Genomic DNA, 25,465 nt, shown 5'->3' with positions numbered 1-25,465 from the left:
TGTTGCCTCTCGGCTGTTTTATTACAACGCCGCCACGACGGCATCGCCCATCGCATTACAACCGACCTTATTGCATCCATCCGTGTAGATATCCGCAGTGCGATAACCTTGCGCCAGGGCCTTCTTGACTGCGTCTTCGATACGCGTCGCATTCGCCTCGTCGTTGAAGGTATAGCGCAACATCATTGCGGCAGAAAGAATCGTTGCCAACGGATTGGCTACGTCCTTGCCGGCGATATCGGGTGCAGAACCGTGGCTGGGTTCGTACATGCCCTTGTTGTTCGCATCCAGTGAAGCGGACGGCAGCATACCGATGGAACCGGTCAGCATGGAAGCTTCGTCCGACAGGATGTCGCCGAAGATATTGCCGGTCACCATCACGTCGAACTGCTTGGGGGCACGCACCAATTGCATCGCGGCATTGTCGACGTACATGTGGGAGAGCTCGACTTCCGGATACTCCTTGGACAGCTCGATCATGACCTGGCGCCACAACTCGGTGGTTTCCAGTACGTTGGCCTTGTCCACGGAACACACCTTCTTGTTGCGCTTCATGGCGATTTCGAACGCGACGCGACCGATGCGCTTGATCTCGGATTCGTTATAGCGCATGGTGTTGATGCCTTCGCGTTCGCCGTTTTCCAAAGTCGAAATACCGCGCGGCTGGCCGAAATAAATATCGCCGGTGAGTTCGCGCACGATCATGATATCCAGACCGGAAACCACTTCCGGCTTCAACGTGGAAGCGGATGCAAGTTCCGGATACAGCAGTGCCGGACGCAGGTTGGCAAACAGGCTGAGCTCCTTGCGGATACGCAGCAGGCCACGCTCGGGACGTTTGTCGCGCGGCAGCGTATCGTACTTCCAGTCGCCTACGGCGCCGAGCAGCACTGCATCGGCTTCCTTGGCCAGCTTCAGCGTCGCTTCCGGCAGCGGATCACCTGCAGCCTCGTAGCCCGCGCCGCCGATGGGGGCCTCTTCCATTTCCAGACCGATGTTGAGCGCTTTCAGGACCTTGACAGCCTGCGCAACGATTTCCGGACCGATGCCGTCACCCGGCAATACTGCGATTTTCATGGAGCTCTTTCAGATTTCAGTTAGTTAAACAGCCAAGGCTGCGCGACTTTGTACTTAGCTTCGAACGCCTTAATGGCATCGACATGACGCAATGTCAGGCCGATGTCGTCGAAACCGTTCAGCAGACAATATTTGCGGTGCGCGTCTACCTCGAAAGCGATGCGCTGGCCGGACGGCGTCACGACAACCTGGTTTTCCAGATCAACGGTGAGCTTATAGCCTTCCTGCCCTGCCACTTCGTTAAACAACTGATCGACAATCGCCGCATCCAGTTTGATCGGCAGGATGCCGTTCTTGAAGCAGTTGTTGAAGAAAATATCGGCAAAGCTCGGCGCGATAATGGCGCGGAAGCCGTAGTCCAAAAGCGCCCAAGGTGCGTGCTCGCGGCTCGAACCGCAGCCGAAATTCTCGCGGGTCAGCAACACGCTGGCACCGTGATAACGGGGCTGGTTCAGCACAAAGTCGGGATTCACCGGACGCTTGCTGTTATCCATGCCCGGCTCGCCGTGGTTGAGATAACGCCATTCGTCGAAGGCATTCGGCCCGAAGCCGCTACGCTTGATCGACTTGAGGAATTGCTTGGGAATGATGGCATCGGTATCGACGTTGGCACGATCCAACGGCGCAACCAGACCATCCAATTTTGTAAACTTGTCCATTGCGTCCGTTACTTCTTCTCTTCTGCCTTGTTTTCGATCTTGTTGCCCAGCTTGGAAATATCCTTGCCCAGGCCTTCCATGGTGTTACAGCCGGTCAGCGTCACGGTCGCGGAGCCGATTACGCCCAGAACCATGAACTTCATCACCAGCACTGTCACCGTTTTTTTCATGATTATTCCCCGAATGTAATTAGAAATTCCTGACATCGACGAAGTGGCCGGCAATCGCAGCCGCAGCGGCCATTTCCGGGCTTACCAGATGCGTGCGACCGCCTTGGCCCTGACGACCTTCAAAGTTACGGTTGGAGGTCGAAGCACAACGCTCACCCGGCTCCAGACGGTCGGCATTCATTGCGAGACACATGGAACAGCCCGGTTCGCGCCATTCGAAACCGGCCTCTTTGAAAATCTTGTCCAGACCTTCCTGCTCGGCCTGGGCCTTCACCAGGCCTGAACCCGGCACCACCAGCGCCAGCTTGACGTTGGCGGCCACCTTGCGACCTTTGGCCACGGTTGCCGCAGCGCGCAGGTCTTCGATACGTGAATTGGTACAGGAGCCGATGAAGACCTTATCGATATTGATCTCGCTGATCCGCATATTGGCCTGGAGACCCATGTAGGCATAGGCGCGCTCCCAATCCCCGCGCTGGACGTCGTCCTTGGCTTGAGCCAGATCCGGCACGCGGCCGCTGACTTCGACCACCATTTCAGGCGAGGTGCCCCAGGTGACTTGAGGTTGGATATCCCCAGCCTTGAGTTCAACCACGGCGTCGAATTTCGCACCTTCATCGCTGTGCAGCATACGCCAGTAAGCAACTGCCGCATCCCACTGTTCGGCCTTGGGCGCAAAAGGACGGCCCTTGACGTAATCGATGGTAATGTCGTCCACCGCCACCATCCCCGCACGTGCACCGGCTTCGATCGCCATATTGCACAGCGTCATGCGGCCTTCCATTGAAAGCCCACGAATGGCAGAGCCTGCAAATTCGATGGCGTAACCGGTCCCGCCGGCCGTGCCGATCTTCCCAATGACGGCCAGCGCGATGTCCTTGGCGGTCACGCCCTTTTGCAGTTGACCTTCCACCTTGACCTGCATGGCCTTGGACTTCTTGGCAACCAGGCATTGCGTGGCAAGCACGTGCTCAACTTCGCTAGTACCGATACCATGGGCCAAAGCACCGAATGCGCCGTGGGTGCTGGTATGCGAATCGCCGCACACCACGGTCATGCCAGGCAAGGTCGCGCCCTGCTCCGGCCCGATGACGTGCACGATTCCCTGACGCTGGTCGTTCATCTTGAACTCCGTCACGCCGAAATCCGTGCAGTTCTGGTCCAGCGTCTCGACTTGCAGACGCGAGATCGGGTCTGCAATGCCGCTCACTCCCGAACTACGGTCGGTCGTCGGGACGTTGTGATCGGGCACTGCCAGGATACTGCCCACGCGCCATGGCTTGCGGCCCGCCAGCTTGAGGCCTTCGAACGCTTGTGGGCTGGTGACTTCATGCACTAGATGGCGGTCGATGTAGATGAGAGCAGTGCCGTCGGCTTCCTGATGGACGACGTGTGATTCCCAAAGTTTGTCGTAAAGCGTTTTTGCCATATAAAACCTATATTTCAGCCGTATAAACGGCCCTTCATCAATCCCGGAAGTTACCGAATTTCAACGGGAAGTCCGTCACGGACTTCTTCACGAAAGCAATCGTATCCTGCAACAGATCGCGCTTGGCGCCGTTTACCCGCACCGTATCGCCTTGAATGCTGGCCTGCACTTTGAGGCCGGAATCCTTGACGAGTTTCACAATGCGTTTTGCCAGGTCGCTGTCGATGCCGTCGCGAATCTTCAGCAACTGCTTGACCTTATTACCCGAAATCTTCTGCACGTCCTGATGATCCAGACGCTTGCTGCTATCCGGCTCTTTCTTCTCCAGGGCGGGCATCAGAATGTCTTTGATCTGGTCGAGCTGAAAATCGGAATCTCCATACAGCGTGATCAGCTTCTCCTTCTCGTTCAACTCGACTTTGGCAGAGGTGCCTTTGAAGTCGTAACGGTTGGTGATCTGCCGATCAGCCACATCGATCGCGTTCTTGAGCGCGACCATATCGGCTTCGGACGTAATATCAAACGATGGCATATCTTCTCCTGACCCAGTATCGGCGCAGCCTCTGCTAGGCGCCTTGCGCGCAGACAGTGCGTTTAGCACGACAAGCGCAAGCAACAACGCAGAGGCAAGCAGCTATCACTCGAAGTGGCAGACGTAGTCCAGGGTTTCAAGGGTTTCTATATCAAAGCTGGAATTTCCCGGTACAGAGAACTTTTCATCCGCACCGTAGGTTTTCCACTCGGTTTCATCCTTGAGACGCACCTTGCATACGCCGGAGTTGATTTCCATCAGTTCAGGAGAGCCGGTATTGAACGTCAATGTGCTGGGGAAAATCACACCGACAGTGCAACGTGTGCCGTTGGGGAACATGACGGTGTGGCTTACGCACTTGCCGTCGAAATAAACGTTAGCCTTTTTCTTGACGCTGACGTTGTCGAATTGAGCCATGATCTACTTAACCTTTCTTATTGCGTAAATTTGCTGCGATGCGCATGCGCAACGCGTTGAGTTTGATGAAGCCGCCAGCATCCTTCTGGTCGTAGGCACCCTTGTCATCTTCGAACGTCGCGATGGTCGGGTCGAACAGCGAATCGGTCTTGCTGTCGCGGCCGACGACGATGACGTTGCCCTTGTAGAGCTTGAGACGCACGGAACCGTTGACGGTCTTTTGCGTGTGGTCGATCAGCGTTTGCAGCGCGATGCGCTCTGGGCTCCACCAGTAGCCGTTGTAAATCAGGCTGGCGTAGCGGGGCATCAAATCATCCTTCAAATGGGCGACTTCGCGGTCCAGCGTGATCGATTCGATGGCGCGGTGTGCCTTGAGCATGATCGTACCGCCCGGAGTTTCGTAGCAGCCACGTGACTTCATGCCGACGTAACGGTTTTCCACCAGGTCGAGACGGCCGATGCCGTGCTTGCCGCCCAGCTTATTCAACTGTGCCAGAATCTCGTGCGCAGCCATCTTGCTGCCGTTAAGGGCAACCGGGTCGCCGTTGACGTATTCGATATCGAGGTATTCGGCCTGATCGGGCGCCTTTTCCGGGCTCACGGTCCAGCGCCACATATCTTCTTCCGCCTCGGCAGCCGGATTCTCGAGATGGCGGCCTTCGTAACTGATGTGCAGCAGATTGGCATCCATGGAATACGGGCTGCCGCCTTGCTTGTGCTTCATTTCAACCGGGATGCCATGCTTTTCGGCATAGGCCAGCAGCTTCTCGCGGGAGAGCAAATCCCACTCGCGCCAGGGCGCAATGACCTTGATGTTCGGGTTCAGGGCATACGCGCCCAGTTCGAAACGCACCTGGTCGTTGCCCTTGCCGGTTGCACCGTGGGAAATCGCATCGGCCTTGGTTTCGCGCGCAATTTCGATGAGGCGCTTGGCGATCAACGGACGTGCGATGGAGGTGCCCAGGAGGTACTCACCTTCATAAACGGTATTGGCGCGGAACATCGGGAATACGAAGTCGCGCACGAATTCCTCGCGCAGGTCGTCGATATAGATTTCCTTGATGCCGAACTTCTTGGCCTTCTCGCGCGCCGGTTCCAACTCTTCGCCCTGGCCGACATCGGCGGTAAAGGTCACCACCTCGCATTGATATTCGTCCTGCAGCCATTTCAGGATGACCGAGGTATCCAACCCGCCGGAATAGGCGAGTACAACTTTCTTGATATCGCTCATTAACTTACTTTTCCTAACAATAGAAATTCCATCAATGCTTTTTGCACGTGCAACCTATTCTCCGCCTCATCCCATACCACCGAATGCGGGCCGTCGATAACCTCAGCAGCGACTTCCTCGCCACGGTGGGCAGGCAGGCAGTGCATGAACAAGGCGTCCTTGGCGGCGATTTTCATCATGTCGCCGTCCACCTGCCAATCGGCGAAGTCGCGCATGCGTTCTTCGTTTTCGGCTTCGAAGCCCATGCTGGTCCAAACGTCGGTGGTCACCAAGTCGGCATCGCGAGCGGCTTCCATGGGATCGGAAAACTCTTCGTAATGTGCCGTTCCGTAAAGGCCTGCACGCTCGGGCTCAACCTCATAGCCGGGCGGTGTGGAGACATGGACGTTGAAGTCCAGCACTTCCGCAGCCTGCAGCCAGGTGTTGCACACGTTGTTAGAGTCGCCGATCCAAGCCACCGTCTTGCCCTGGATAGGGCCGCGATGCTCGATGAAGGTGTAGATATCGGCGAGGATCTGGCACGGGTGATATTCGTTGGTCAGCCCGTTGATCACCGGCACGCGCGAATTGGCGGCGAAACGCTCGATGATCTCCTGCTCGAAGGTACGAATCATCACGATGTCGGACATGCGAGAAATCACCTGCGCCGCGTCTTCCACCGGCTCACCGCGCCCCAACTGGGAGTCACGAGTGTTGAGATAGATCGCCGAACCACCCAGTTGCTGCATGCCAGCTTCGAACGACAAGCGGGTACGCGTACTGGCCTTTTCGAAGATCATCACCAATGTACGGTCCGTCAGTGGCCAGTACTGCTTGTAGGACTTGAACTGCTCCTTGATCCAGCGTGTGCGCTCGAACAGGTAATCCAGCTCTTCTCGATTAAGGTCCTTGAATTGCAGGTAATGGCGGATCATGCGGAGGCCTCCAGGAATTTCTTGATCAACCCGGACAATCCATCCACCAGCTGTTGCGCCTCGGCCTGGTTGAGGATCAAGGGCGGCAGCAAGCGCACGACCTTGTCGGCAGTCACGTTAATGAGCAAACCGGCTTCCAGCGCCTGCTTAACCAGGTCGCCGCATGGGCGATCGAGTTCGATACCGATCATCAAGCCGGCGTTGCGTATGGTCACGACACCGGCGACATCCTTCAACTGTGCAGAAAACGCCTGGTTGATCCAGTTACCCAGCTGTTCGGCATGCTGACCGAGTTTGTCGTTTTCAATGACATCCAATGTGGCCAGTGCAGCCGCACAAGCGAGCGGATTGCCGCCGAACGTCGAGCCGTGCTTGCCGGGTGTGAAAACCTCCGCTGCAGCACCGTAAGCCAGGCACGCACCGATCGGCACGCCCGAGCCGAGGCCTTTGGCGAGCGTCATCACGTCAGGCTTGATGCCCGTATGCTGGAACGCAAACATGGTACCGGTACGGGCGATGCCGCTCTGCACTTCATCCAGCATCAGCAGCCAGCCGTGCTGATCGCACAGCTCGCGCAGACCGCGCAAGTAATTTGCACCGCCGTGGGGGATGTTGATGCCGCCCTCGCCCTGGATGGGCTCGACCAGCACCGCGACCACATTAGGGTTGTGCTCAGCGACTTGACGCACCGCGTCGAGGTCATCGAACGGCACGCGCACGAAACCGGGCACTAGCGGCTCAAAACCGGCTTGCACTTTATAGTTGCCGGTAGCAGAGAGCGTTGCCAGCGTCCGTCCATGGAATGACTTTTCCATGACGACGATGGCCGGGTTCTCTATTCCCTTGCCGTGGCCGTAGAGGCGCGCCAGCTTGATGGCTGCCTCATTGGCTTCGCAGCCCGAGTTGCAGAAAAATACCCGGTCCATGCCCGACAGCGCGCAAAGGCGATTGGCCAGACGAGACTGCTCGTCGATCTGATAGATGTTGGAGACGTGAATCAGCTTGGCGGCTTGCTCCGCAATCGCCTTGGCCAGTACTGGATGCGCATGACCAAGACCGTTGACGGCAACACCAGCCAGCGCGTCCAGATAGCGCTTGCCGTTAGTATCCCAAAGCCAGGCGCCTTCACCGTAGGCAAATGTGACCGGTTGCCGGCCATAGGTGTTCATTAAATGTTGTTGCGACATGGTTGATCGATCACAAACTTTTAAGTGTTAATTTTCACTTGTATAAAACAGGAACGGCGGCAAACGCCGCCGCTCGCCAATTTCGAATCTGGATTTCAGAGCCCGAAGGCAGCTCGATGAGACAAGCCTCCAGCCATGAAAAACAGCAGCGGCAGCGACAGCATCATGTTGGTTCGCGATGCCAAAAACGCTACGCGTCGGGCACGGTTTTTTTCTTCGTCGCTGGCGGGCACCAAGCCCAGGACTTTTTTCTGATTAGGCCAAATCAGACCCCATACATTGAGCAGCATAATCGTGCCCAACCATGCACCGACGCCGATGCCCGCAAATCCCGGCTGCAAACTAAAGGCAGCATTGAAATGAGGGCCGAGCAGCGCAGCGCCTGCAAGCCAAGTCACCAGCGCGGACCAACGAAACCAGAACAAAGCGCGTGGGGCAACATGCTTCGTGATGCCTGCGGCGGTACCGTCAGCAGCAGCGTCCTTGAGCGCGGGCATCTGGACCAGGTTGAAGTAATACAGCATGCCGATCCAGGTGATGCCGGCAATAAAGTGAATCCAGCGAGCCAACGCGGGCATCAGCTCCATGATTACACGCCCGCCAGGATGAAGTTACGCAAGAAGAGATAAAGCAATGCCGTCAACACCAATCCGGAGAGGATGGTGCCCAAGACGGACTCAAGGGGATTTTTCATTGCCATTCTCGCAAATGCGTGAATTCAGGGCCTTAAAGGGTATCGCAAAAGGCCATTTCAGGCAAGGAAGCAGCCTATTTAGCTAAGTGCATCAACACTCTTGAAGCCGCGACAAAACCGAAACTCGCCGTTACACAAACGGACGATCCGAACCCCGCACAGTTGAGCCCGGTCACGCCGCCCTGATCGACCTCGCAAGCCTGCCCCGCATCCGGATATTTCAGCGGCTCATCAGAGTAGACGCACTCCACGCCGAATTTCTTTTTCACATCGCGTGGGAATCCATAATTTTTACGCAGCAAAGAACGCATGCGCGAAGCCAGCGGATCCTGGATGGTGCGCGACAAATCGTCCACCTTGATACGCGAAGGGTCGACTTGCCCACCGGCACTGCCCGTCGTAATCAATTTGACGTCATGGCGTTTGCACCAGGCGATAAGCGCAGCCTTGACCCTGGTTTGATCGATAGCGTCGATCACGTAATCGTACCCCCGGCCCAGCAAGGCATCAAGATTATCTTCGGTGACGAAGTCTTCGACTTCCTCTACCGAACAATAGGGGTTGATGGCGCTAATACGCTCGGCCATCGCACTTGTCTTGGCTTTACCGAATTCCTCGCCCAATGCGTGGATCTGTCGATTGGTGTTGGATTCGGCTACATGATCGAGATCAATCAGCGTCAGGCGCCCAATCGCACTACGCGCCAGAGCCTCGACCGCCCAAGAGCCTACACCGCCGATACCGATGACGCACACATGCGCTTTCCGAAAACGCTCTAAAGCCTCGATGCCGTAAAGACGCGCAACGCCACCGAATCGCCGCTCAAAATCCACTTCCATCTCGAATCCACACTCCCGCAAAACCCGAATAATAAGACAACTCCGAATTTCATCCAGGTAAAAAACTGCTAAAGTTTTGATTGACTTGCGCCGCAACAACACCGCAGCAAGCTTGAATAACTAATATTTTCTAAAACTAATAATAAACATTCGGTCCTCTATCGACATGCTGAACAATGCCAGCTTGAAACTAAAACTGTTCCTGCTTTCAGGCCTCGCCATGAGCGCCCTGTTCGCCTCTGTGCTAACGGGCACCCTGGGTATTCGCAGCGGGATCAACGGCGTTCAGGATATCGGCCGCCATCGCCTGCCTTCGGTACTGGCGCTTCAAACCATCAAGGAAATCCAGATCGGCCTCAAGAGCAGTACCTACGAAGCCGGCCTATGGGAAAACGATAACGACGTACAGGACCAGTTTGCCAATATCGCCCAGGACAAGAAAAAACTGTGGGCCAAGGTCGAACCCGCCTGGAAAGCCTACGAAAGCATTCCCAAGTCCGAGCAGGAAATCGCGCTATGGAACCAGTTTGTAGTCGAGTGGAACACCTGGAAAAAGAGCGACTTGGAAATACTGGGACTGATCGAGGCCCTCGCACGTAACCACGATGCCGCACAACAGAAAATTTATTTCGAGAAATACTTTAGCCTGGGTGCACAGCAACGGGCGTCCTATCAACGCGCCGAATCCCTGTTGAACCAGGTCGTCGAACTTAACGCCAAAAAGGTGGAAAGCGAGACGCGCAATGCTGAGAACGCCACATTCTGGGCTCAACGCATCATGTTTGTGGTTGGTGGCGTCGCGTTTTTTGGACTCGCCATTCTGGCCTTGCGCATTACCTTTAGCATTCTCCGCCAAATGGGCGGAGACCCCGCCGATGCCGTGCAAATGACGCGTCGGATCGCAGGCGGCGACCTCACCTTCAACATTCCCTTGCAAGCGGGCGATACGACCAGCTTGCTGGCCTCGCTGGCTCACATGCAGGAAAACTTGCGAAAACTAATCGGCCAAGTACTGCAAGGCTCGGACGAACTCTTCCAGAGTGCACATTTGTTGACGCACAACGTCAACGAAGTCTCGTCCAATGGTGCGGCCGAATCCCTGGCTGCGCGTACGACGGCAGACGCCGTGCAGTCCATTACCGGCCGGATTGTTCAAGTCGGCGAATCGGCGGCAACCGCAGGCGAAGTTTCTGCGCAAGCCGGCGTATCCTCCTTCGAAGGCAAGGTGGTCATCAGCAACGCCGCCGCGGAAATGGACAAAATTTCAGAAGTGGTTGGCAGCTCTGCCGAAATCGTTCAAAAGCTGGGCGATTATTCCAGCAAGATTTCCGAAATCACCAACCTCATCAAGAGCATTGCCGACCAGACCAACCTGCTCGCCCTGAATGCCTCAATCGAAGCCGCACATGCAGGCGACCAAGGTCGCGGCTTTGCGGTGGTGGCAGACGAAATTCGCAAACTCGCAGAACGAACTTCCCGCGCCACGTCCGAAATCTCGGACATGATCGCCACCATCCTCAGCAACGTTTCAGCGGCTGTCGAAAGCATGCATGGCGGTCGCCAACGCGTCGTTGACGGCGTCAACATGGTCCAGAAAGCCGCAGAAGCCATGGAAAGCATTCATTCAGGCGCGGAAAATGCCAGCCATGCCGTACACGCGATTACTCAGGCATTGCGCGAGGGCAACCGCGACCTACAAGAAATCTCAACCAGCATGACCAATATCGTCAGCATGGTTCAAAAAAACAGCGAATCCGTAAGCACTATGTCGGCTTCGGCCCAGCAGATTGATACCCTTGCCGGCAAACTGTCCGAGGCAGTCAGACTATTCAGGCTCTAACGCCTACCCAACCACCAGATTTACCCGACAAACACCATTAACCAAATCGATAGTGCTTGCGCAAGGGAGCTCGAACATTCCACGTGCAGGACATGCCCGACGGAAACGTCACCAAGTCGCCTTTGCCAAAACTGACCGGCTCGCCGCCTTGCGGCGTTACGGTAACCTCGCCTTCGAGAATATAGGCCACTTCCTGGTCGTCATAGGTCCACGGAAACGTCGAGACCTCTTTCGACCAAGTCGGCCATCTATCGACTCCCAATGCCTTCAGACGCTCAGGGGAAGGCTCGTGTTCTACTAGGATTTTGCTCATTTAGGTCTCCTCACATCTTTTGAATCAATGACGCGGATCATGCGCCATTAATTCTACTGCCGTATTGCAATAGCGAGTCAGCTAGGGGCTATTCCCCGGCTCTGTTTTTTATAATTTCAAACGCCCCCCCTACTCAACCGATATTTGACCAGCTTCACACATTACAGGGCCTCCCAAGGTTGAAATAAGCCGCCACGCCGCCTATCCTTGTCGGCTTTATTTCATTAGGCAGCAGCGCCATGGGCGAATCTAAACGCAGAGGCACCAAGGAAGAACGCATCCAGCAATCCCAGGACAACAAGAAACAAAAGCTGGACGACATCAAAAAACGGATAGGCGTACCGGAAGAAGCCGAATTCTGCGGGTACATCATCCACCTCACCGAGCAAAACGCATTCGTTCAATCGGTTGAAGAAACGCCTTCCGCCGTGAACCGCACTGCAACTCCGGATGCGCAACAGGGCCTACGTTTCTCCCACTTCTGGGATGCCTACAAATACGCGAGTGAAGAAAAGAACGAAAAAGTGGTGGGTTTATTCAAACTGGGCGACGAGTTTATGGTCAGGCAAGTACTATGAAAAACATTACGGATCGCACTTCTAGCGCCACGGCCCATACCGAAATCAATTAGCGAGGCAAACACGATTTCGCCCCTGATTTTTCGCCTCGTATAACGCCGCGTCTGCTGCTGCCAGAAGGGAAGCGAGATGAGTACGGCGCTGGCTCATTGACGCAACCCCAACTGAAAGCGTGAACGGTTGAGAGCTATCAAAACCAGGGTATTCCATCCTTGCATTCATGAAGTGCTCTCTTAAGTGATTCGCTACTGCTTTTCCTTCTTCCAAAGTTGTCTCGGGAAGCAGCACAGCAAACTCTTCCCCGCCAATTCGTCCTGCAATATCTACACTGCGCAAGCTATTGCAACAAACTTGGCCAAGTTGTTTTAAGACGAAATCACCTGCCGCATGTCCAAAGCTGTCGTTAATCTTCTTGAAATGATCGATATCGAGGATAAATAAAGTCAGTGATTCTTCATAACGCTTCGCCCGGTTTATTTCCCGCTCAGCCAACTCCATAAAGTGCCGTCGGTTATTCAATCCTGTTAGCGCATCTGTCTGAGCCTGGTATTCAAGCGATGCTTCGATGGCCTTTTGGGGAGTGAAGTCAGTAATGGTCCCAACATAGCCAACCGCTTTTCCTAGTTCATCCATTAAAGGCACCGCCAAGCCTATTACCCATCTCACAGTACCGTCCGGGTGTTGAAAGCGAAACTCCATCGTAAAGTCGTCATTTTTGAGCGCAGCAACTTGCCATTCCTGATAAACCTTCAGGCGATCTTCGGGATGCAGTGCTCGTGCCCATCCATCTCCCAATGCATCGATGCAAGAGATGCCCGCTATCTCTTCCCATTTTGAATTCACGGTCAAGCAATAACCCTTTGCATCAGTCTCAAAAACCCCTACAGGAGTAGCCTTCATTAAGGCCTCATAGTGAGATTCGCTTTCCATCAGCCTCAAGATCAAATCCTGCTTTTTTTCATTCAGCAATTTCAGACGAGAGACCAAATAACCAATCATGCAGCACGTCAGAGCGAAAAAACCCAGGATCAGATAATCGAAGTGCTTATTGGGAAAAGTGTGAATTGGCTCGATAAACAAAAATCCAGCAAGAAAGGCAGAAGCTAATGAATTGAAAATGCCTAACTCGTTACCGCAAAGGTAAAACGTAAGAATGATGATGGGATAAACAGTAATAAAAGGCGTGCGTGTATTGGGAGGGAGGATTAATTGACCTGCAAGTATTCCAATAGCTAATAGTGTCAGAGCCACTGAAAGTCGTATTGGAAAACTACGAAATTGCAATTGCTTAATTCTCGACCATGTGTACATTTTTATGCCCTTAAAAAATGACCAATCATCTAAGTCGACAATCTTCAAATTTCCCCAAGGGTTTACATAGATATATTTATAGCACCCCTTATGCCATAACCATAAGTTAATTAGCACATTTCAATTTATTCTTGCATAAAAGAAGGTAATTTACTCATATTGCATAAAACTTACATTTTTTGTAATGACAATCGCTAACTCGATGCATCTCAAGTGCCAAATGTACCTTTCTGAGAGCTGTGGGATTTTCGCTGCCCGAGATCGCAGGGAAGCACCATCGTATCTTTTGCAACGAGGATTACGCCAACTCCAAGGAGTATCAAGGATTCTGGAATCGCCTCAATCAGGGAGAGTTCATCTCCGGCCTATTCGAGCGACGCGACAAGAACGGACAGATATTGTGGCTGGAAGCGAGCTATAACCCGATATTTGATGATGAGGGTCACGTTTATAAAGTAATTAAATTTGCAAATGATGCTACTGAACGCGAGGAGGACATTCGACACGATGTTGAGCTCGTTCATTCCACCCACTCGCTATCCACCGAGCAACGCGAAATTTGCGAGCAAGGGCATATCATTATTGAGCACACAGTAGGTGGAATGCGCAAAATTGCAGAGAGTGCAAGCATGTCGGCTGAGCACATCAGTGAGTTGGAAAAACAATCCTCACAAATCAATGCCCTTGTTAAAACGATCAAGGAGATCGCCGATCAAACCAATTTTTATAGCATTGAATGCCTCCATAGAGGCGGCGCGAGCCGGCGAAATGGGAAGAGGGTTTGCGGTGGTAGCCGACGAGGTGCGTAAACTGGCCGAAAGAACGAATACCTCAACGGTAGAGATTACCTCTATGATCAAGAGCATCGCCCAACGTACCTCGACAGCCATCATCAGTATCAACAAAATGGTCGAACAAGCCGAAACAGGAGTGATGCAAGCTAATCAAGCGGGTAATGCGATACAAAAAATTCAGGCAAGCAATCAGGAAATTTCCAACGTAGTCGGGCAATTTTCAGCCGTTAAGAGTCTATCCAATAGAGAAAATTGAGTACCCCCCTGTTTCTCGAACTTCGTAATTGCAATAGACAGGATTTGGAGGTCATAAAACAGAAAACCCGCGTAATCGTAGTGATTCGCGGGTTTTCTGTTTTGTGTTGTACTATCTTAAATAGGCTATCGAGTTGCGGTTTTAAGTTCCGAATACCAACAATGCTGATTTTTCCCCCTATGCTTAGCCTCATACATGGCCTTATCTGCACTTTTCAATAGTGTAGAGGCATCTTCCGAATCGTCTGGAAATAGGGCTAATCCAATACTTGCCGATATCGTCACAGCATGGTTCTGAAGCAAATATGGCTCTGAAATTGCGTTAAGCATTTCCTTAAGTATCCGATCGGTACTATCAATATCTACCACTTCGCCAAGTATGACGACAAATTCATCGCCGCCTATGCGACCAAGTGTGTCGGACTCACGAACACACTTCAAAATTCTTTGTGAGACCTCAATCAGTAATTGATCCCCAATATCATGACCAAATGTATCGTTAACTTCTTTGAAGCCGTCCAGATCTATAAACAGGACAACCAGCGGCAAATTTTCTCGTCTTGATTTTTTAATTTCAAAATCGAGCCGGTCTAGAGTCATGCGGCGATTGGGCAGCCCTGTCAACGCATCATAATTAGCCTGATTCCATATCAGTTCTTCTGATTTTTTTATCTCCGTGATATCGGTAAACAAAGCGATACGACGATAGACAGCCCCCTTTTCATCATAGACGGTGTTAATAGAAAGCCATTCTGGATAAATCTCACCATTTTTGCGGCGATTCCAGATTTCACCTTGCCACGTCCCACGCAGATGCAAGGACTCCCACATCGAATCATAAAAGCTTTTATCTTGGCGCCCGGAGCTTAAGAACTTTGGATTCTTACCTAGGACCTCGTCCCATGCGTAGCCAGTTAAAGCAGTAAAAGCAGGGTTAATAGCGATAATCTCATTTTCTTGGTCAGTAACAAGCATGGCTTGGCTTGTCTCGCTGTATATGAGGCTTGCCAGCTTTAGTGAATTATCTGACTCCTTGCGTTCCGTGATGTCTCTGACAATAGAACAAAAGTACTCTTGCCCATCCCATTCCACGTAATTACACGAAATCTCCACATCAATCATTCGACCATCTTTAGTGAGATGCTTTGATTCAAGTGATACTGATTTTTTTTGTTTATGCTCGGCAACATGCTGTGGCCAAACTTCTCTGGGGTAATTCGGATCGAGATCGAAAATAGTGAGTTGTGTAAGCTCTTCTTCTGAATATCCAAGATAGCGGCTAGCGGAGAAATTGGAGTAAACAATACTGCCATCCAAGGCTAACCATAGAATGGCATCGTATGCCATGTCCATGCTAATTTTTGATAGCTGATGCATGTCGAGTTGCCGTGAAGAAATATTTGAGACCATTTAATAACCCCATTCCTCATGAGAGTGGTGAAATTGCACCATCTTTGGATCAGCCCAATCCGTACTGCTCGCAAAAAGCTTTCGATATCTCCACAGTTATTCGCTGCTTAGGTCTTCATCTTTCTTACTAACCAGATAAATATTTGCCTGCTTTAAATATTCATTTTGCATACTCCTTCAATATATATTAGATTTGGCTTTTATAGTCTCCTTTCACTCTAAATAAATGGAGTTTTCAGCTTCTTCAAATGCAACCAAATAAAGCCGACTGATTCTATAAAGTACGCTGGCGCTCTAAGTAGCGCTGGACAAACCGACGAACACGTCAGGCGCAAGTAAGAAAGCTTGAATCCGTCTAGATAAGGCTTGCGGCGATGTTGATGGTCAACGCTAGAATGGTTGTATTGAAGAAGAAAGCCAGAACACAGTGAGCCAGCCCTATCTTCCTCATTCGCTTAGAAGTGAACGACACATCCGCTGTCTGGCCGGATGTGCCAATAACAAAGGAAAAATAAAGGAAATCGCTATAGCTTGGAGTTTTGTCATGAGGAAAGTCGAGGCCTGTGCTCTCCCGCGTGTCGATTGAGGCATAGTAGTCATGGGCGTAATGCAGGGCGAACATTACATGCGTGAAAAACCAGGAAGAGACGATAGTAAAAGCAGCTAATCCAATATGGGCGTACTTCAAGCCACCCTTCATATCTTTCACCAGTCCCAGTTCAGCAACAATAGCAGCAAGGCTTGCTAAAGCAGCCAACATCACCAGCGTCAGAATGACGAACTGCCCCTCATCTTCAAGTTGCGCCCTGTGCCTCATTTGCTCATGAGATGAGCGATACATCATCACCGCGCTCAGTGCCAAATAAAGGGTGGTTACACTCGACCAGCCAATAATAATTCTGGTGATAGCATGCAAGGCGAGCCACTTTGGTAGCATCAAGGCGACAAGTGATCCAACTACAATTGATAGCAATAATCGAGGCCTAGCGTGTACTTGTCGGGTAAGTAGATTGGAAGGCATAAAACATTTCTCAAAAGTGAAATTAGTCATCGTGCCACGGTCTCTTCGCCGAAACATTAGTCTTGTCTAAATTTAACCTCTTCAGGCCCAGTATTATGTACTGCGGAATAGCTTGATACTGAGCAATACCGGATAAATAGCAATAAAAAACCCGCACTTAGGCGGGTTCTTAGGTACTGCATTGGACTTCATTAAACTAGAAGATGGTGTGGGGTCAACCACATAAATGGCTGCTATCCTTTACTGTGGCTGTTCTATGAAAATTAAGTTTTCAATATACCCCTAAATATACATACCCCTAAATATACCCCCGCATTCATCAACTCATACACCAACAACCTTGCAAAACACCGCTCTATCCTACCCATCAATCCTACTACCAAAACAAAAATAATAAACTCGTCTCAATAAGCAGAATCGTCGAATAACAATACATTTATATAAATTTCATTTTTTTCAAATCTGATTTTTATACCGCCTCTGATCTCGATCAAGGAGTGGCAGATTGAAAAATCATTATCGTCTTTTGGTATTTTCTTCAGCATATTTTTCCTCGGATTCATTGGACACACTCTGGCAGGTCGCCCAGTCAACTTCACTCTTTCAAAAAGCTCCGCACAAGTCGACATTAAAGACTCATTAGTTGGGTTTGAGCAGAAAGCACTTAATCGCAAGTTCATCCTTCTCACGATTGATGATGGCCCGAAAAATCCGGATATTGACAGAGCAATCCTTGATGTTCTGAAAAAAGCATTCGGCTCATGCCATCTGGTTTGCTAATTGCTCAAATATCGACCCAGCACAAAACCCATGCTGGGCCGAAAACAGAAAAGTTCTCGCCGAAATCAAATCGCAAGGCAATCTGATAGCCAATCACGCCTATAACCATCTCGACTTGAAGGAGGTGGGCTCTCAACATCCAGATCAGTTGAACAAGGAGATTGGCGGGTGTGCTGATTATCTGCAAAAGCTAATCGGCCACCGTTCTCATTTCTTTCGTGCCCACTTTGGATCATTCACACCTCAAGTAATAGACATGAGCCTAAGGCAAGGCATGGAACCGATGGGTTGGCAAACCTATATGAATGACAGTAGTGATACCAAAACAAAAGAAGAGTTGGATGACTGGAAGAAGTTTTATAGGACTATACGATTTGAATCTGGGGATATTATCCTCATGCATGATACTGCTTTCATGCTGAGCTATTTGGATGGCTTCCTTACGAAGCTGGATCAGATGAATGTTTCATATGTTGATCCCCACAATATCGGCTCTCAATTCTTCCCTGAGGGATATTGGCGTTAATCAGCACATAAAAAAAGCGGCCAAGGGGATAGGCCGCTGAGGGAGGAGATTGAAGGAAAGCTAATCGATGGAGGCAGGTGCTGGAATCGAACCAGCCTGCACGGCTTTGCACACCGTGACCTTAACCACTCAGACACCCTGCCTTTGATGATGGATTATTCATCTACTGTACTTAAGATAGGGGCGTAACCCAGCGTTTCAAGGGGCTCTGCTCTTTGCTAGATAAGACTAGCGGCGATATTGAGATTAGTGCTTAGGGGTGAAGCCATCCAGTGGCTTGCAGAATAGATAAGGAGAGAAGCGGAGCTTTTCGGCCCCGCCTCTGGGATTCTTAATTGTTTTGCTTTTTTCTTACCATGCGGTTTCGCTTCCTTCACTGACTTATCGTCAGCAGTAGCACCACTGGTAGCGGCTTTTTCGTTACCTACGGTGACTTCCTTGTCTTTCTTTGCAGCGCCCTTTGCGGCGGCAGCCTCTTCAGCAGAGGCGCACTTGCCGCCCTTATGATGGGCACCAGTGTCACCAACTCAATGGGGTCCCTTGGGGCAGGCAAATGCCGAGGAAGCGGCAAATGCGAATACCAAAGCCAATACCAATTTTGTTGCTTTCATTGCTTTCCTCCCTCGGCATCATGCGCTGCCGTTTGCGCTTCTACTTGATAGGTTACTGTACCTTACTTAGCCTCTAAAAACGCAAAGAACTCCTCAACTGGCATAGGTTTGGCATAGAGATAACCCTGGACGTAATCGCATCCAACTTGAGCCAGAATATCTTTTTGGTGTTCCGTCTCCACTCCTTCGGCAATAGTTCTCAACCCCAATCTGTGGGCCATGACTACAATCGCTTCAGCAATGGCACGGTCATTAGGGTCGGATTCCAGATCACGCACAAAGGAACGGTCGATCTTGAGGTAGTCGATGTTGAACTTCTTTAGATAAGACATAGCAGAATAGCCAGTGCCAAAGTCATCCAATGCCAATTGCATACCGGCCTCACGCAGACGTTGCAGTTTCACCATAACGTCAGCTTCATCGCCCAACAACAAACTTTCAGTAATTTCGATCACTACATGAGATGGAGGTAAGTGAATTGCGGACAAGTAATCGACCCATGAGTTACCAATATCGCTATGCATGAACTGACGCGCGGATATGTTTACACTAATCTGGCAGCAATCATTCCCAGTAGCCTTAGCAAGCCAGAGCGACATTGCTTCTGCCGCTTGCCTGAATACCCAGTCGCCAATCTCATGGATCAGTCCCATTTCCTCAGCAATAGGAATAAATTTATCGGGCGAGACCATGCCATGTTTCGGGTGTTTCCAGCGGACTAAAGCCTCCGCCTTCACCACTTGGCCGCTGACAATGTCAACGATAGGCTGAAGATGAATCTGAAGCTGATCTTTGGACATAGCCTCACGCAGATCATTCGCTAAGGAGAGGCGCTGCTGGACTTGCTTCTGCATGGCAGGAGTAAAAAAGCTAAAGCAGTTGCGCCCACGCTCCTTGGCAAAATACATTGCCTGATCTGCCGCACTGATCAGCCCTTCGAAACTGTCGACATCTGAGGGGTAGCTAGCAATGCCTATGCTTGCTGAAACATAGGATATTTGGCTATCCACATCAAAGGGAGATGCCATCACATCGATAATACTTTGAGCTACGCGTCCTAAATGCGAAATTTCGGTGACATCGGGAAGGATAAGAACGAATTCATCTCCCCCCATCCTGGCCAAGGTATCGCTCTCTCGAACGCATCGCTGAATACGCTGTGCAGCCTGGATTAACAGTTGATCACCGTAATGATGGCCCAATGTGTCGTTGACCTCCTTAAAGCGGTCAAGATCAATGAACAATATGGCAACATTACTTCCGCTGCGTTCAGCCGTGCTGATTTTTTCCCTGAGTCTATCCCCGAATAAACGCCTGTTAGGGAGCCCGGTGAGAGCATCATAGCTGGCTTGATGTTGAATCTGAGCCTCAATTCGCTTGCGTTCGGTTATATCGCGTACAAGAGCAAAATTAACGCGCCGCCCCTCATATTCAATGGCATTCGCATTCACTTCGATAGGCACCAGAGCGCCTGATTTGCTTCTATGTAGGGTTTCCAGCGTAATCGTCTTCTGGTTAAGTAGATCGTTCCAGTGATGATGCCATGTTGCTGGGTCGTAATTGGGATCTAGATCACATACCCGTCTTGTTAATAGCTCTTCCTGTGTATAACCAAGCATTTTGCACGCAGCATTGTTGACATGAAGAATGTGAGCATCCTCATCAACAAGATAAACAGCCTCGCCCATATGATCGAGTGCATGATTTTGCAGGGCAACCAACTCCTCAAACCGTTTGCGCTCGGTAACATCCAATGAAGTGCCGATAAAGCGGATAGGTCTTCCATCATCGTCGTAGAAGGGTTCACCGCGTTCCTGAATGTATTTCACCCGACCATCAGGAAATAACAAACGATGCTCAACCTGATACAAAGTCTTGTTGATCAACGACTGATTGTAGTTATGGACCACCTTTTCGCGGTCATCCGGATGAACGGTTTCAACAAATGCCGCAAAGGTCGCCTCGAATTTGGTTTTGTCGATTTCCCATATTCGAAAAGTTTCATCGCTCCAGGTCAATACGTCATTGAGAATATCTACATCCCAACTCCCAATATGGGCTATGCGCTGTGCGTCTTCGAGCGCTACTCGGGCGTGCAGGATTGCACCTTGCTCACTGGTGTCCCTTATACAACCGAACATCAGATTTTTTCCTGCATGGACCATCTGACTGAGTGACAACTCGATGGAAAGGACAGTTTCATGGGATTTTTGAAAATCTGTAAGTAACGTAGCCTTCCCGGATTTACAAACCTTAGCCCACAATTCATCAAGCTTGTCTTGGGTAATCGTAGGAATACATTCGGTCAATGTCTTCCCAAATTGCGCATCAATTTGAATGCCGAAATTTAGGCAAGCTCGATTGACGTATATCAGTTGGAATCGATTATTAGGATCAGCAAGAAAAATAGGGGGCGCGTAAGCTTCGCCATCCATGTACTTGCAGAGAGAGGTTGAAAAATCACCACTCAACATGACTTGTATTCTAGAAAGACCGTTCGTCCTCTAGCGGTTTTTCCTAGGTTGTCTCTCACAGCTCTTCTCCCTACAAAATACTAATGTGGTTATAGCCATTGACCACAGTTGATGTATCAAAGGGACAGTAGCTTATAGTCTTGAATAAGATATTTCACCTGAGGCTACTACTACATCATAGTGATAGCAACTTATGCAGTTTTACCCCCAGCCAGCTCCAGTGCAGGATCAATTAGTTTGATGTTTCTATCCTAGCAATCTAGCGCTGCTAGTTTTCGCATATTGCAACCGACATCGTACAATTACGATGAGATAGAAGGAGATTTCTTTGGACGACACAAGATAAAAAGACAACAAAAAACCCGCAGTTACGCGGGTTTAGTGGACTTCATGGGACTTCTTAAAACTAGAAGATGGTGGAGGTGGGGGGAATCGAACCCCCGTCCGCAAGCCCTCTACAGGCAGTTCTACATACTTAGTCTGGTTAATTTAATTTAATCTTGAAACCGCCAACCGACAGGCTGAGGCAAGACGAGTTACCTTTTGTTTAATATCGTACCAAGTAACCCGATACGACACGATCCTCTCTAAATGACGCTGCTGCGGGTTTTACCCCGCCCGACCGAGAGGCTCTTCGGCGCAGCGTCCAGCCGGATTAAGCGGCTAGAGCGTAAGTTTCGTCGTTTGCGACTATCTTTTTTCCAGAGGATTTACGAGGTATCTGGTCCTCGGTATGCCCTACACTGCTTTGCAACCCACGTCGAAACCAGGTCACCCCCGGGTTCGCTGTCATTGACCTTAGCCCGGTCAATAAAGTTTCATGCAGAGTTCGTATTATACGCTTTATTTGTTGGCCGCCCGCATAATTCGGCCACGCTCGCGCTGCCAGTCGCGCTCTTTCTCGGCATCACGCTTGTCGTATTGCTTCTTACCCTTGGCAAGCCCGATTTCAATTTTGATGCGGCCGCGGGTGTAATGCATATCCAGCGGAACGAGGGTATAACCGGCTCGCTCGACCTGCCCGATAAGTTTGGCGATTTGCGCATTGTGCAACAGCAATTTTCGGGTACGCGTGGCATCAGGGCGGATATGGGTCGAAGCCGTACCCATGGCTGTGATGTGACAGCCGATGAGATAGATTTCGCCTCGCTGAATGATGACGTACGATTCCTTGAGGTTCACGCGACCTTCGCGGATCGCCTTGACCTCCCAGCCTTCGAGCACAATACCGGCTTCATACTTTTCTTCGATGAAGTAATCGTGGAAGGCTTTTTTGTTTTGCGCGATGCTCATGAGCGGGGCTAAAAATGGGGCTGGAAATAAACTACAATCCGGTATTCTACATGAGAGTCCCCTCTTAAAGAGACCGCGCCTAGATGGCCAATGTTCATAAAACCGTACTCGTACCCTACTCCGCAGCCCAAATGTTCCGGCTCGTGGATGAAGTTGAGCGCTATCCGGAATTCCTGCCTTGGTGCGGAGGCGTGGATTTGCGTTGGCGCAACGAGAGCGGCACTTCAGCGAGACTCCATATTGATTATCACGGCATCAAGCAGAATTTCACCACGGAAAACAGCAAAACGTTTCCCACCTTGATGGACATCAAACTGGTGGACGGTCCGTTCCGTCATTTGGAAGGCGTGTGGAAGTTCATCCCGCTTGCCGAAGACGCCTGCAAGATCGAATTTCGATTGCACTATGAATTTTCCGGCGCGCTGCTGGAAAAACTCATCGCGCCAGTCTTCAATCATATTGCCAACACCTTCGTCGACGCCTTCGTATCACGAGCAGAGAAAGTTTATTAGTCATGAGCAAAACCATCCCCGTCGAAATCGCTTACGCGCTGGCCCAGCAACAAACACTATTGAAATTACAGGTCGAGGAAGGCGCCACCGCCGAACAGGCGATCCAGGCCAGCGGCATTCTCGAAAAATTCCCTGAGATTGACCTCGCCCAGAACAAGATTGGCATCTTCGGCAAGATCACCAAGCTGGATACAGCATTGCGGGAAAACGACCGGGTAGAAATATATCGCCCGCTGATTGCCGACCCAAAAGAGGTCAGAAGGCAGCGGGCGACAGAAGGTAAGGCGATGAAAAAAGGCGGTGGAGATTTACCGGCTGAGTAATCCTCAGCCTTCGCACCACTTGGCGACGTCCTGTCGCGCAGCATCCAGCTTCTGGGCGATCTCATTGTCGTCCAGATAGACCTTTTCACCCTGTTCGTTGATTCGAGTAATACGGCCGCCGATCTGATACATCTGCAGATTGGCGCGCGCCTTTTGGCAGTTTTCTTCCTTCACCTTTTGTTCTGCCTGTTTGTTTTGCTTGTCCTGATCGGCCTTTTTTTGCGCATCGGCAGTTTCCTGCTGCTTCCGCTTGGCTTCGAGGGCCTGATCTTCAGGGGATTTCGGACTTGGAGACGCCTGGGGTGCGGCGGCGACACCGTTTGCGGGAGCGGGCGGTGCTTGCTTAAGTGGTGCCGGTGGCTGAGCTTGCCCGGTAGCTGCTGCTTGTGCAGGCGAACCGCCGGTTGGGGTTGAAGCTGGCTGTGCAGGCACAGGCTGCGATTCTGTCGAAGGCTTTCTGACGAACATCGCCTCGCATTTTGCCCCTTTATCCATGGGGAGTTGTCCCATGTAGGCAATCTTGCCGTTAGGCATATGACATTTATAGGTTTCCGCCCAAGCATGAGAAACCATCAGCGTTGACGAGATAGCAATCGCACTCAAGAGTTTTTTCATAAAAAGCCTGTTCCAGCTATTAAATTTGTACGATGAACCTTAATCGTGCTGTTCCGCACAGTCAATCCCAATTTACCAGTCAGGCTTCACCCTGTATAATTTCTTTTTGCCACTAAGGATTACAACTTATGCGCCTGCTGCAAAAAGCGCTTACGTTCGACGATGTTTTGCTGGTTCCGGCACATTCGAGCGTCATGCCGCGCGACGTCAATCTATCTACCCGTCTTACTCGCGAAATCACACTGAACATTCCCGTGGTTTCCGCTGCCATGGATACTGTGACCGAAGCTCCGCTGGCAATCGCGCTGGCACAGGAAGGCGGCATCGGCATCATTCATAAGAATATGACCGCAGCCCTGCAGGCGGCCCAGGTCGCCCGCGTCAAGCGTTTCGAGTCGGGCATCGTCCACGATCCGGTCACCATTTCGCCGTCGATGACGGTACGCGAAGTGCTTGCGCTGACCCGTCAGCATCGTATCTCCGGCCTGCCTGTGGTCGAAGGCAAGAAGGTCGTAGGTATTGTTACCAACCGCGATCTGCGTTTCGAATCCAACCTGGATCAGCCCGTCAGCAGCATCATGACGCCGAGCGAGCGTTTGGTGACCGTGCGCGAAGGCTCCCCTCGCGAAGAAGCGATGAAGCTCCTGCACAAGCACCGCCTCGAGCGTGTGCTGGTCGTCAACGACGCTTTCGAACTGCGCGGCCTGATCACCGTCAAGGACATTCAAAAATCTTCCGACCATCCGCTTGCTTGCAAGGACGAGAACGGACGCCTGCGCGTTGGCGCAGCGGTCGGCGTGGGTGAAGGCACCGAAGAACGTGTTGAACTGCTGGTCGATGCCGGCGTCGACGTCATCGTGGTAGATACCGCCCACGGCCATTCTCAGGGCGTTCTGGACCGCGTGAAGTGGGTCAAGTCGCACTTCCCCAAGGTTCAGGTCATCGGCGGCAATATCGCTACTGCTGCCGCAGCCAAGGCCCTGGTCGATCATGGCGCTGACGCAGTCAAGGTCGGCATCGGCCCCGGCTCCATCTGCACCACCCGTATCGTTGCCGGTGTCGGCGTACCGCAGATCACCGCGATCGCCAACGTTGCGTCGGCGCTCGAAGGCAGTGGAATTCCTTTCATCGCCGACGGCGGCATCCGCTACTCCGGCGACATCGGCAAGGCCATTGCAGCCGGCGCTCACAGCGTCATGCTGGGCGGCCTCTTCGCCGGCACGGAAGAAGCGCCGGGCGAAATCGAATTATTCCAGGGCCGCTCCTACAAGTCTTACCGCGGCATGGGCTCGGTGGGCGCGATGCAAAAAGGTTCCAGCGACCGCTACTTCCAGGATAACGAAGGCAACGCCGACAAGCTGGTACCGGAAGGCATCGAAGGTCGCGTCCCTTACAAGGGCAGCGTGCTCGCCGTCATCCACCAACTCATGGGCGGCCTGCGCGCCTCCATGGGCTATGTCGGTTGCAGCACCATCGCCGAAATGCGCGACCGTGCGGAATTCGTGGAAATCACCTCTGCCGGTATTCGTGAATCGCACGTCCACGATGTGCAAATCACCAAAGAAGCGCCCAACTATCACGTTGACTAACTGAAAGGCTGGGAAAGGGGGAGGCGGAAGGTCGGCGCAAGCACCTTCCCCTCCCCCTTTCCCCTTACCCA

The 25,465-nt window shown here is 51.6% G+C and carries 23 protein-coding genes, 1 tRNA gene, 1 other RNA gene and 3 pseudogenes; 8 read left to right on the top strand and 20 right to left on the bottom strand.

The genetic code is table 11. The features are described 5' to 3' along the window. Nucleotides 1-21: 21 nt before the first annotated feature. From leuB to tcdA, 11 genes are all read right to left on the bottom strand, one after another. Complete coding sequence (gene leuB / locus NMK_RS13450) at nucleotides 22-1,077, bottom strand: 3-isopropylmalate dehydrogenase (protein ID WP_109016269.1); 1,056 nt, start codon at nucleotides 1,075-1,077, stop codon at nucleotides 22-24. 20 nt (nucleotides 1,078-1,097) lie between these two features. Continuing rightward, complete coding sequence (gene leuD, locus NMK_RS13445) at nucleotides 1,098-1,736, bottom strand: 3-isopropylmalate dehydratase small subunit (RefSeq protein WP_109016268.1); 639 nt, start codon at nucleotides 1,734-1,736, stop codon at nucleotides 1,098-1,100. A gap of 8 nt (nucleotides 1,737-1,744) precedes the next feature. Then, complete coding sequence (locus NMK_RS13440) at nucleotides 1,745-1,906, bottom strand: entericidin A/B family lipoprotein (protein WP_370848813.1); 162 nt, start codon at nucleotides 1,904-1,906, stop codon at nucleotides 1,745-1,747. Nucleotides 1,907-1,925: 19 nt separating this feature from the next. Beyond that, entirely contained in the window at nucleotides 1,926-3,335 is a 1,410-nt protein-coding gene (leuC, locus tag NMK_RS13435) for a 3-isopropylmalate dehydratase large subunit (protein ID WP_109016267.1), read from the bottom strand. A 37-nt stretch (nucleotides 3,336-3,372) separates the two neighbouring features. Beyond that, nucleotides 3,373-3,867, bottom strand: a complete 495-nt coding sequence (locus NMK_RS13430; RefSeq protein ID WP_109016266.1) for a YajQ family cyclic di-GMP-binding protein — start codon at nucleotides 3,865-3,867, stop codon at nucleotides 3,373-3,375. Between the two features lie 105 nt (nucleotides 3,868-3,972). Beyond that, nucleotides 3,973-4,284, bottom strand: a complete 312-nt coding sequence (ppnP, locus tag NMK_RS13425; protein ID WP_109016265.1) for a pyrimidine/purine nucleoside phosphorylase — start codon at nucleotides 4,282-4,284, stop codon at nucleotides 3,973-3,975. 7 nt (nucleotides 4,285-4,291) lie between these two features. Then, complete coding sequence (locus NMK_RS13420) at nucleotides 4,292-5,515, bottom strand: argininosuccinate synthase (protein WP_109016264.1); 1,224 nt, start codon at nucleotides 5,513-5,515, stop codon at nucleotides 4,292-4,294. Further along, nucleotides 5,515-6,429 (bottom strand): ornithine carbamoyltransferase, encoded by a 915-nt coding sequence (gene argF, locus NMK_RS13415; RefSeq protein ID WP_109016263.1) that lies wholly within the window; start codon nucleotides 6,427-6,429, stop codon nucleotides 5,515-5,517. Before argF ends, NMK_RS13420 begins: the two co-directional genes overlap by 1 nt. After that, the gene (locus tag NMK_RS13410; protein WP_227871493.1) at nucleotides 6,426-7,616 is read right to left on the bottom strand and encodes an acetylornithine transaminase; all 1,191 of its coding nucleotides are present in this window, start codon (nucleotides 7,614-7,616) and stop codon (nucleotides 6,426-6,428) included. The genes argF and NMK_RS13410 overlap by 4 nt, the downstream gene beginning before the upstream one ends. 95 nt (nucleotides 7,617-7,711) lie before the next feature. Continuing rightward, nucleotides 7,712-8,203, bottom strand: coding sequence for a urate hydroxylase PuuD (locus NMK_RS13405; protein WP_109016261.1), 492 nt, complete (start codon nucleotides 8,201-8,203; stop codon nucleotides 7,712-7,714). 181 nt (nucleotides 8,204-8,384) lie between these two features. Further along, nucleotides 8,385-9,149 (bottom strand): tRNA cyclic N6-threonylcarbamoyladenosine(37) synthase TcdA, encoded by a 765-nt coding sequence (tcdA, locus tag NMK_RS13400; RefSeq protein WP_109016260.1) that lies wholly within the window; start codon nucleotides 9,147-9,149, stop codon nucleotides 8,385-8,387. A gap of 166 nt (nucleotides 9,150-9,315) precedes the next feature. Between tcdA and NMK_RS13395 the strand changes: the two genes are divergently transcribed. Next, nucleotides 9,316-10,989 carry a methyl-accepting chemotaxis protein gene (locus NMK_RS13395; protein ID WP_109016259.1) on the top strand — a complete coding sequence of 558 codons (1,674 nt, stop codon included), beginning with the start codon at nucleotides 9,316-9,318 and terminating at the stop codon, nucleotides 10,987-10,989. Nucleotides 10,990-11,026: 37 nt separating this feature from the next. On the opposite strand, the gene NMK_RS13390 is transcribed toward NMK_RS13395, so the two are convergent. Continuing rightward, a complete protein-coding gene (locus tag NMK_RS13390) occupies nucleotides 11,027-11,302 on the bottom strand; it encodes a cupin domain-containing protein (RefSeq protein ID WP_109016258.1) in 276 nt (91 codons plus the stop codon). Nucleotides 11,303-11,541: 239 nt separating this feature from the next. Here NMK_RS13390 and NMK_RS13385 point away from each other — a divergent pair, with 239 nt between their 5' ends. Beyond that, nucleotides 11,542-11,880, top strand: a complete 339-nt coding sequence (locus NMK_RS13385) for a hypothetical protein (RefSeq protein ID WP_109016257.1) — start codon at nucleotides 11,542-11,544, stop codon at nucleotides 11,878-11,880. Between the two features lie 45 nt (nucleotides 11,881-11,925). On the opposite strand, the gene NMK_RS13380 is transcribed toward NMK_RS13385, so the two are convergent. Continuing rightward, nucleotides 11,926-13,239: a sensor domain-containing diguanylate cyclase gene (locus NMK_RS13380; protein ID WP_109016256.1), complete on the bottom strand. Its 1,314-nt coding sequence runs from the start codon at nucleotides 13,237-13,239 to the stop codon at nucleotides 11,926-11,928. A 158-nt stretch (nucleotides 13,240-13,397) separates the two neighbouring features. Here NMK_RS13380 and NMK_RS19175 point away from each other — a divergent pair. Together NMK_RS19175 and NMK_RS13370 are read left to right on the top strand one after the other, a co-directional pair. Next, nucleotides 13,398-13,673, top strand: a pseudogene (locus NMK_RS19175) (PAS domain-containing protein); the annotation flags it as partial. 213 nt (nucleotides 13,674-13,886) lie between these two features. Beyond that, a pseudogene (locus tag NMK_RS13370) lies at nucleotides 13,887-14,241 on the top strand (methyl-accepting chemotaxis protein); the annotation flags it as partial. 125 nt (nucleotides 14,242-14,366) lie between these two features. Here the strand turns inward: NMK_RS13370 and NMK_RS13365 are convergent. Further along, nucleotides 14,367-15,617, bottom strand: coding sequence for a diguanylate cyclase domain-containing protein (locus NMK_RS13365; protein WP_181376284.1), 1,251 nt, complete (start codon nucleotides 15,615-15,617; stop codon nucleotides 14,367-14,369). 388 nt (nucleotides 15,618-16,005) lie between these two features. Further along, nucleotides 16,006-16,701: a DUF1345 domain-containing protein gene (locus tag NMK_RS13360; protein ID WP_227871492.1), complete on the bottom strand. Its 696-nt coding sequence runs from the start codon at nucleotides 16,699-16,701 to the stop codon at nucleotides 16,006-16,008. Between the two features lie 727 nt (nucleotides 16,702-17,428). Between NMK_RS13360 and NMK_RS13355 the strand changes: the two are divergent. Continuing rightward, nucleotides 17,429-17,977, top strand: a pseudogene (locus tag NMK_RS13355) (polysaccharide deacetylase family protein); the annotation flags it as partial. A 68-nt stretch (nucleotides 17,978-18,045) separates the two neighbouring features. Here NMK_RS13355 and NMK_RS13350 read toward each other — a convergent pair. From NMK_RS13350 to smpB, 4 genes are all read right to left on the bottom strand, one after another. Next, nucleotides 18,046-18,120 (bottom strand) — tRNA-Cys (locus NMK_RS13350). Nucleotides 18,121-18,650: 530 nt separating this feature from the next. Beyond that, complete coding sequence (locus tag NMK_RS13345; RefSeq protein WP_109016250.1) at nucleotides 18,651-21,062, bottom strand: putative bifunctional diguanylate cyclase/phosphodiesterase; 2,412 nt, start codon at nucleotides 21,060-21,062, stop codon at nucleotides 18,651-18,653. A 414-nt stretch (nucleotides 21,063-21,476) separates the two neighbouring features. Then, nucleotides 21,477-21,841: a transfer-messenger RNA gene (gene ssrA, locus NMK_RS13340) on the bottom strand. 64 nt (nucleotides 21,842-21,905) lie between these two features. Then, nucleotides 21,906-22,355, bottom strand: coding sequence for an SsrA-binding protein SmpB (smpB, locus tag NMK_RS13335; protein WP_109016249.1), 450 nt, complete (start codon nucleotides 22,353-22,355; stop codon nucleotides 21,906-21,908). Nucleotides 22,356-22,438: 83 nt separating this feature from the next. Here smpB and NMK_RS13330 point away from each other — a divergent pair, with 83 nt between their 5' ends. Further along, entirely contained in the window at nucleotides 22,439-22,867 is a 429-nt protein-coding gene (locus NMK_RS13330) for a type II toxin-antitoxin system RatA family toxin (RefSeq protein WP_109016248.1), read from the top strand. A gap of 2 nt (nucleotides 22,868-22,869) precedes the next feature. Then, nucleotides 22,870-23,190 (top strand): RnfH family protein, encoded by a 321-nt coding sequence (locus NMK_RS13325; protein ID WP_109016247.1) that lies wholly within the window; start codon nucleotides 22,870-22,872, stop codon nucleotides 23,188-23,190. 3 nt (nucleotides 23,191-23,193) lie between these two features. Here NMK_RS13325 and NMK_RS13320 read toward each other — a convergent pair whose 3' ends face one another. Further along, complete coding sequence (locus NMK_RS13320; protein ID WP_146187209.1) at nucleotides 23,194-23,805, bottom strand: hypothetical protein; 612 nt, start codon at nucleotides 23,803-23,805, stop codon at nucleotides 23,194-23,196. Between the two features lie 128 nt (nucleotides 23,806-23,933). Between NMK_RS13320 and guaB the strand changes: the two genes are divergently transcribed. After that, nucleotides 23,934-25,394, top strand: a complete 1,461-nt coding sequence (gene guaB / locus NMK_RS13315; RefSeq protein ID WP_109016245.1) for an IMP dehydrogenase — start codon at nucleotides 23,934-23,936, stop codon at nucleotides 25,392-25,394. Nucleotides 25,395-25,465 lie beyond the last annotated feature (71 nt).

This window comes from Novimethylophilus kurashikiensis, assembly GCF_003112435.1.
GTDB classification, from domain to species: Bacteria; Pseudomonadota; Gammaproteobacteria; order Burkholderiales; family Methylophilaceae; genus Novimethylophilus; species Novimethylophilus kurashikiensis.
This window is presented reverse-complemented; position numbering and strand designations above follow the sequence as displayed.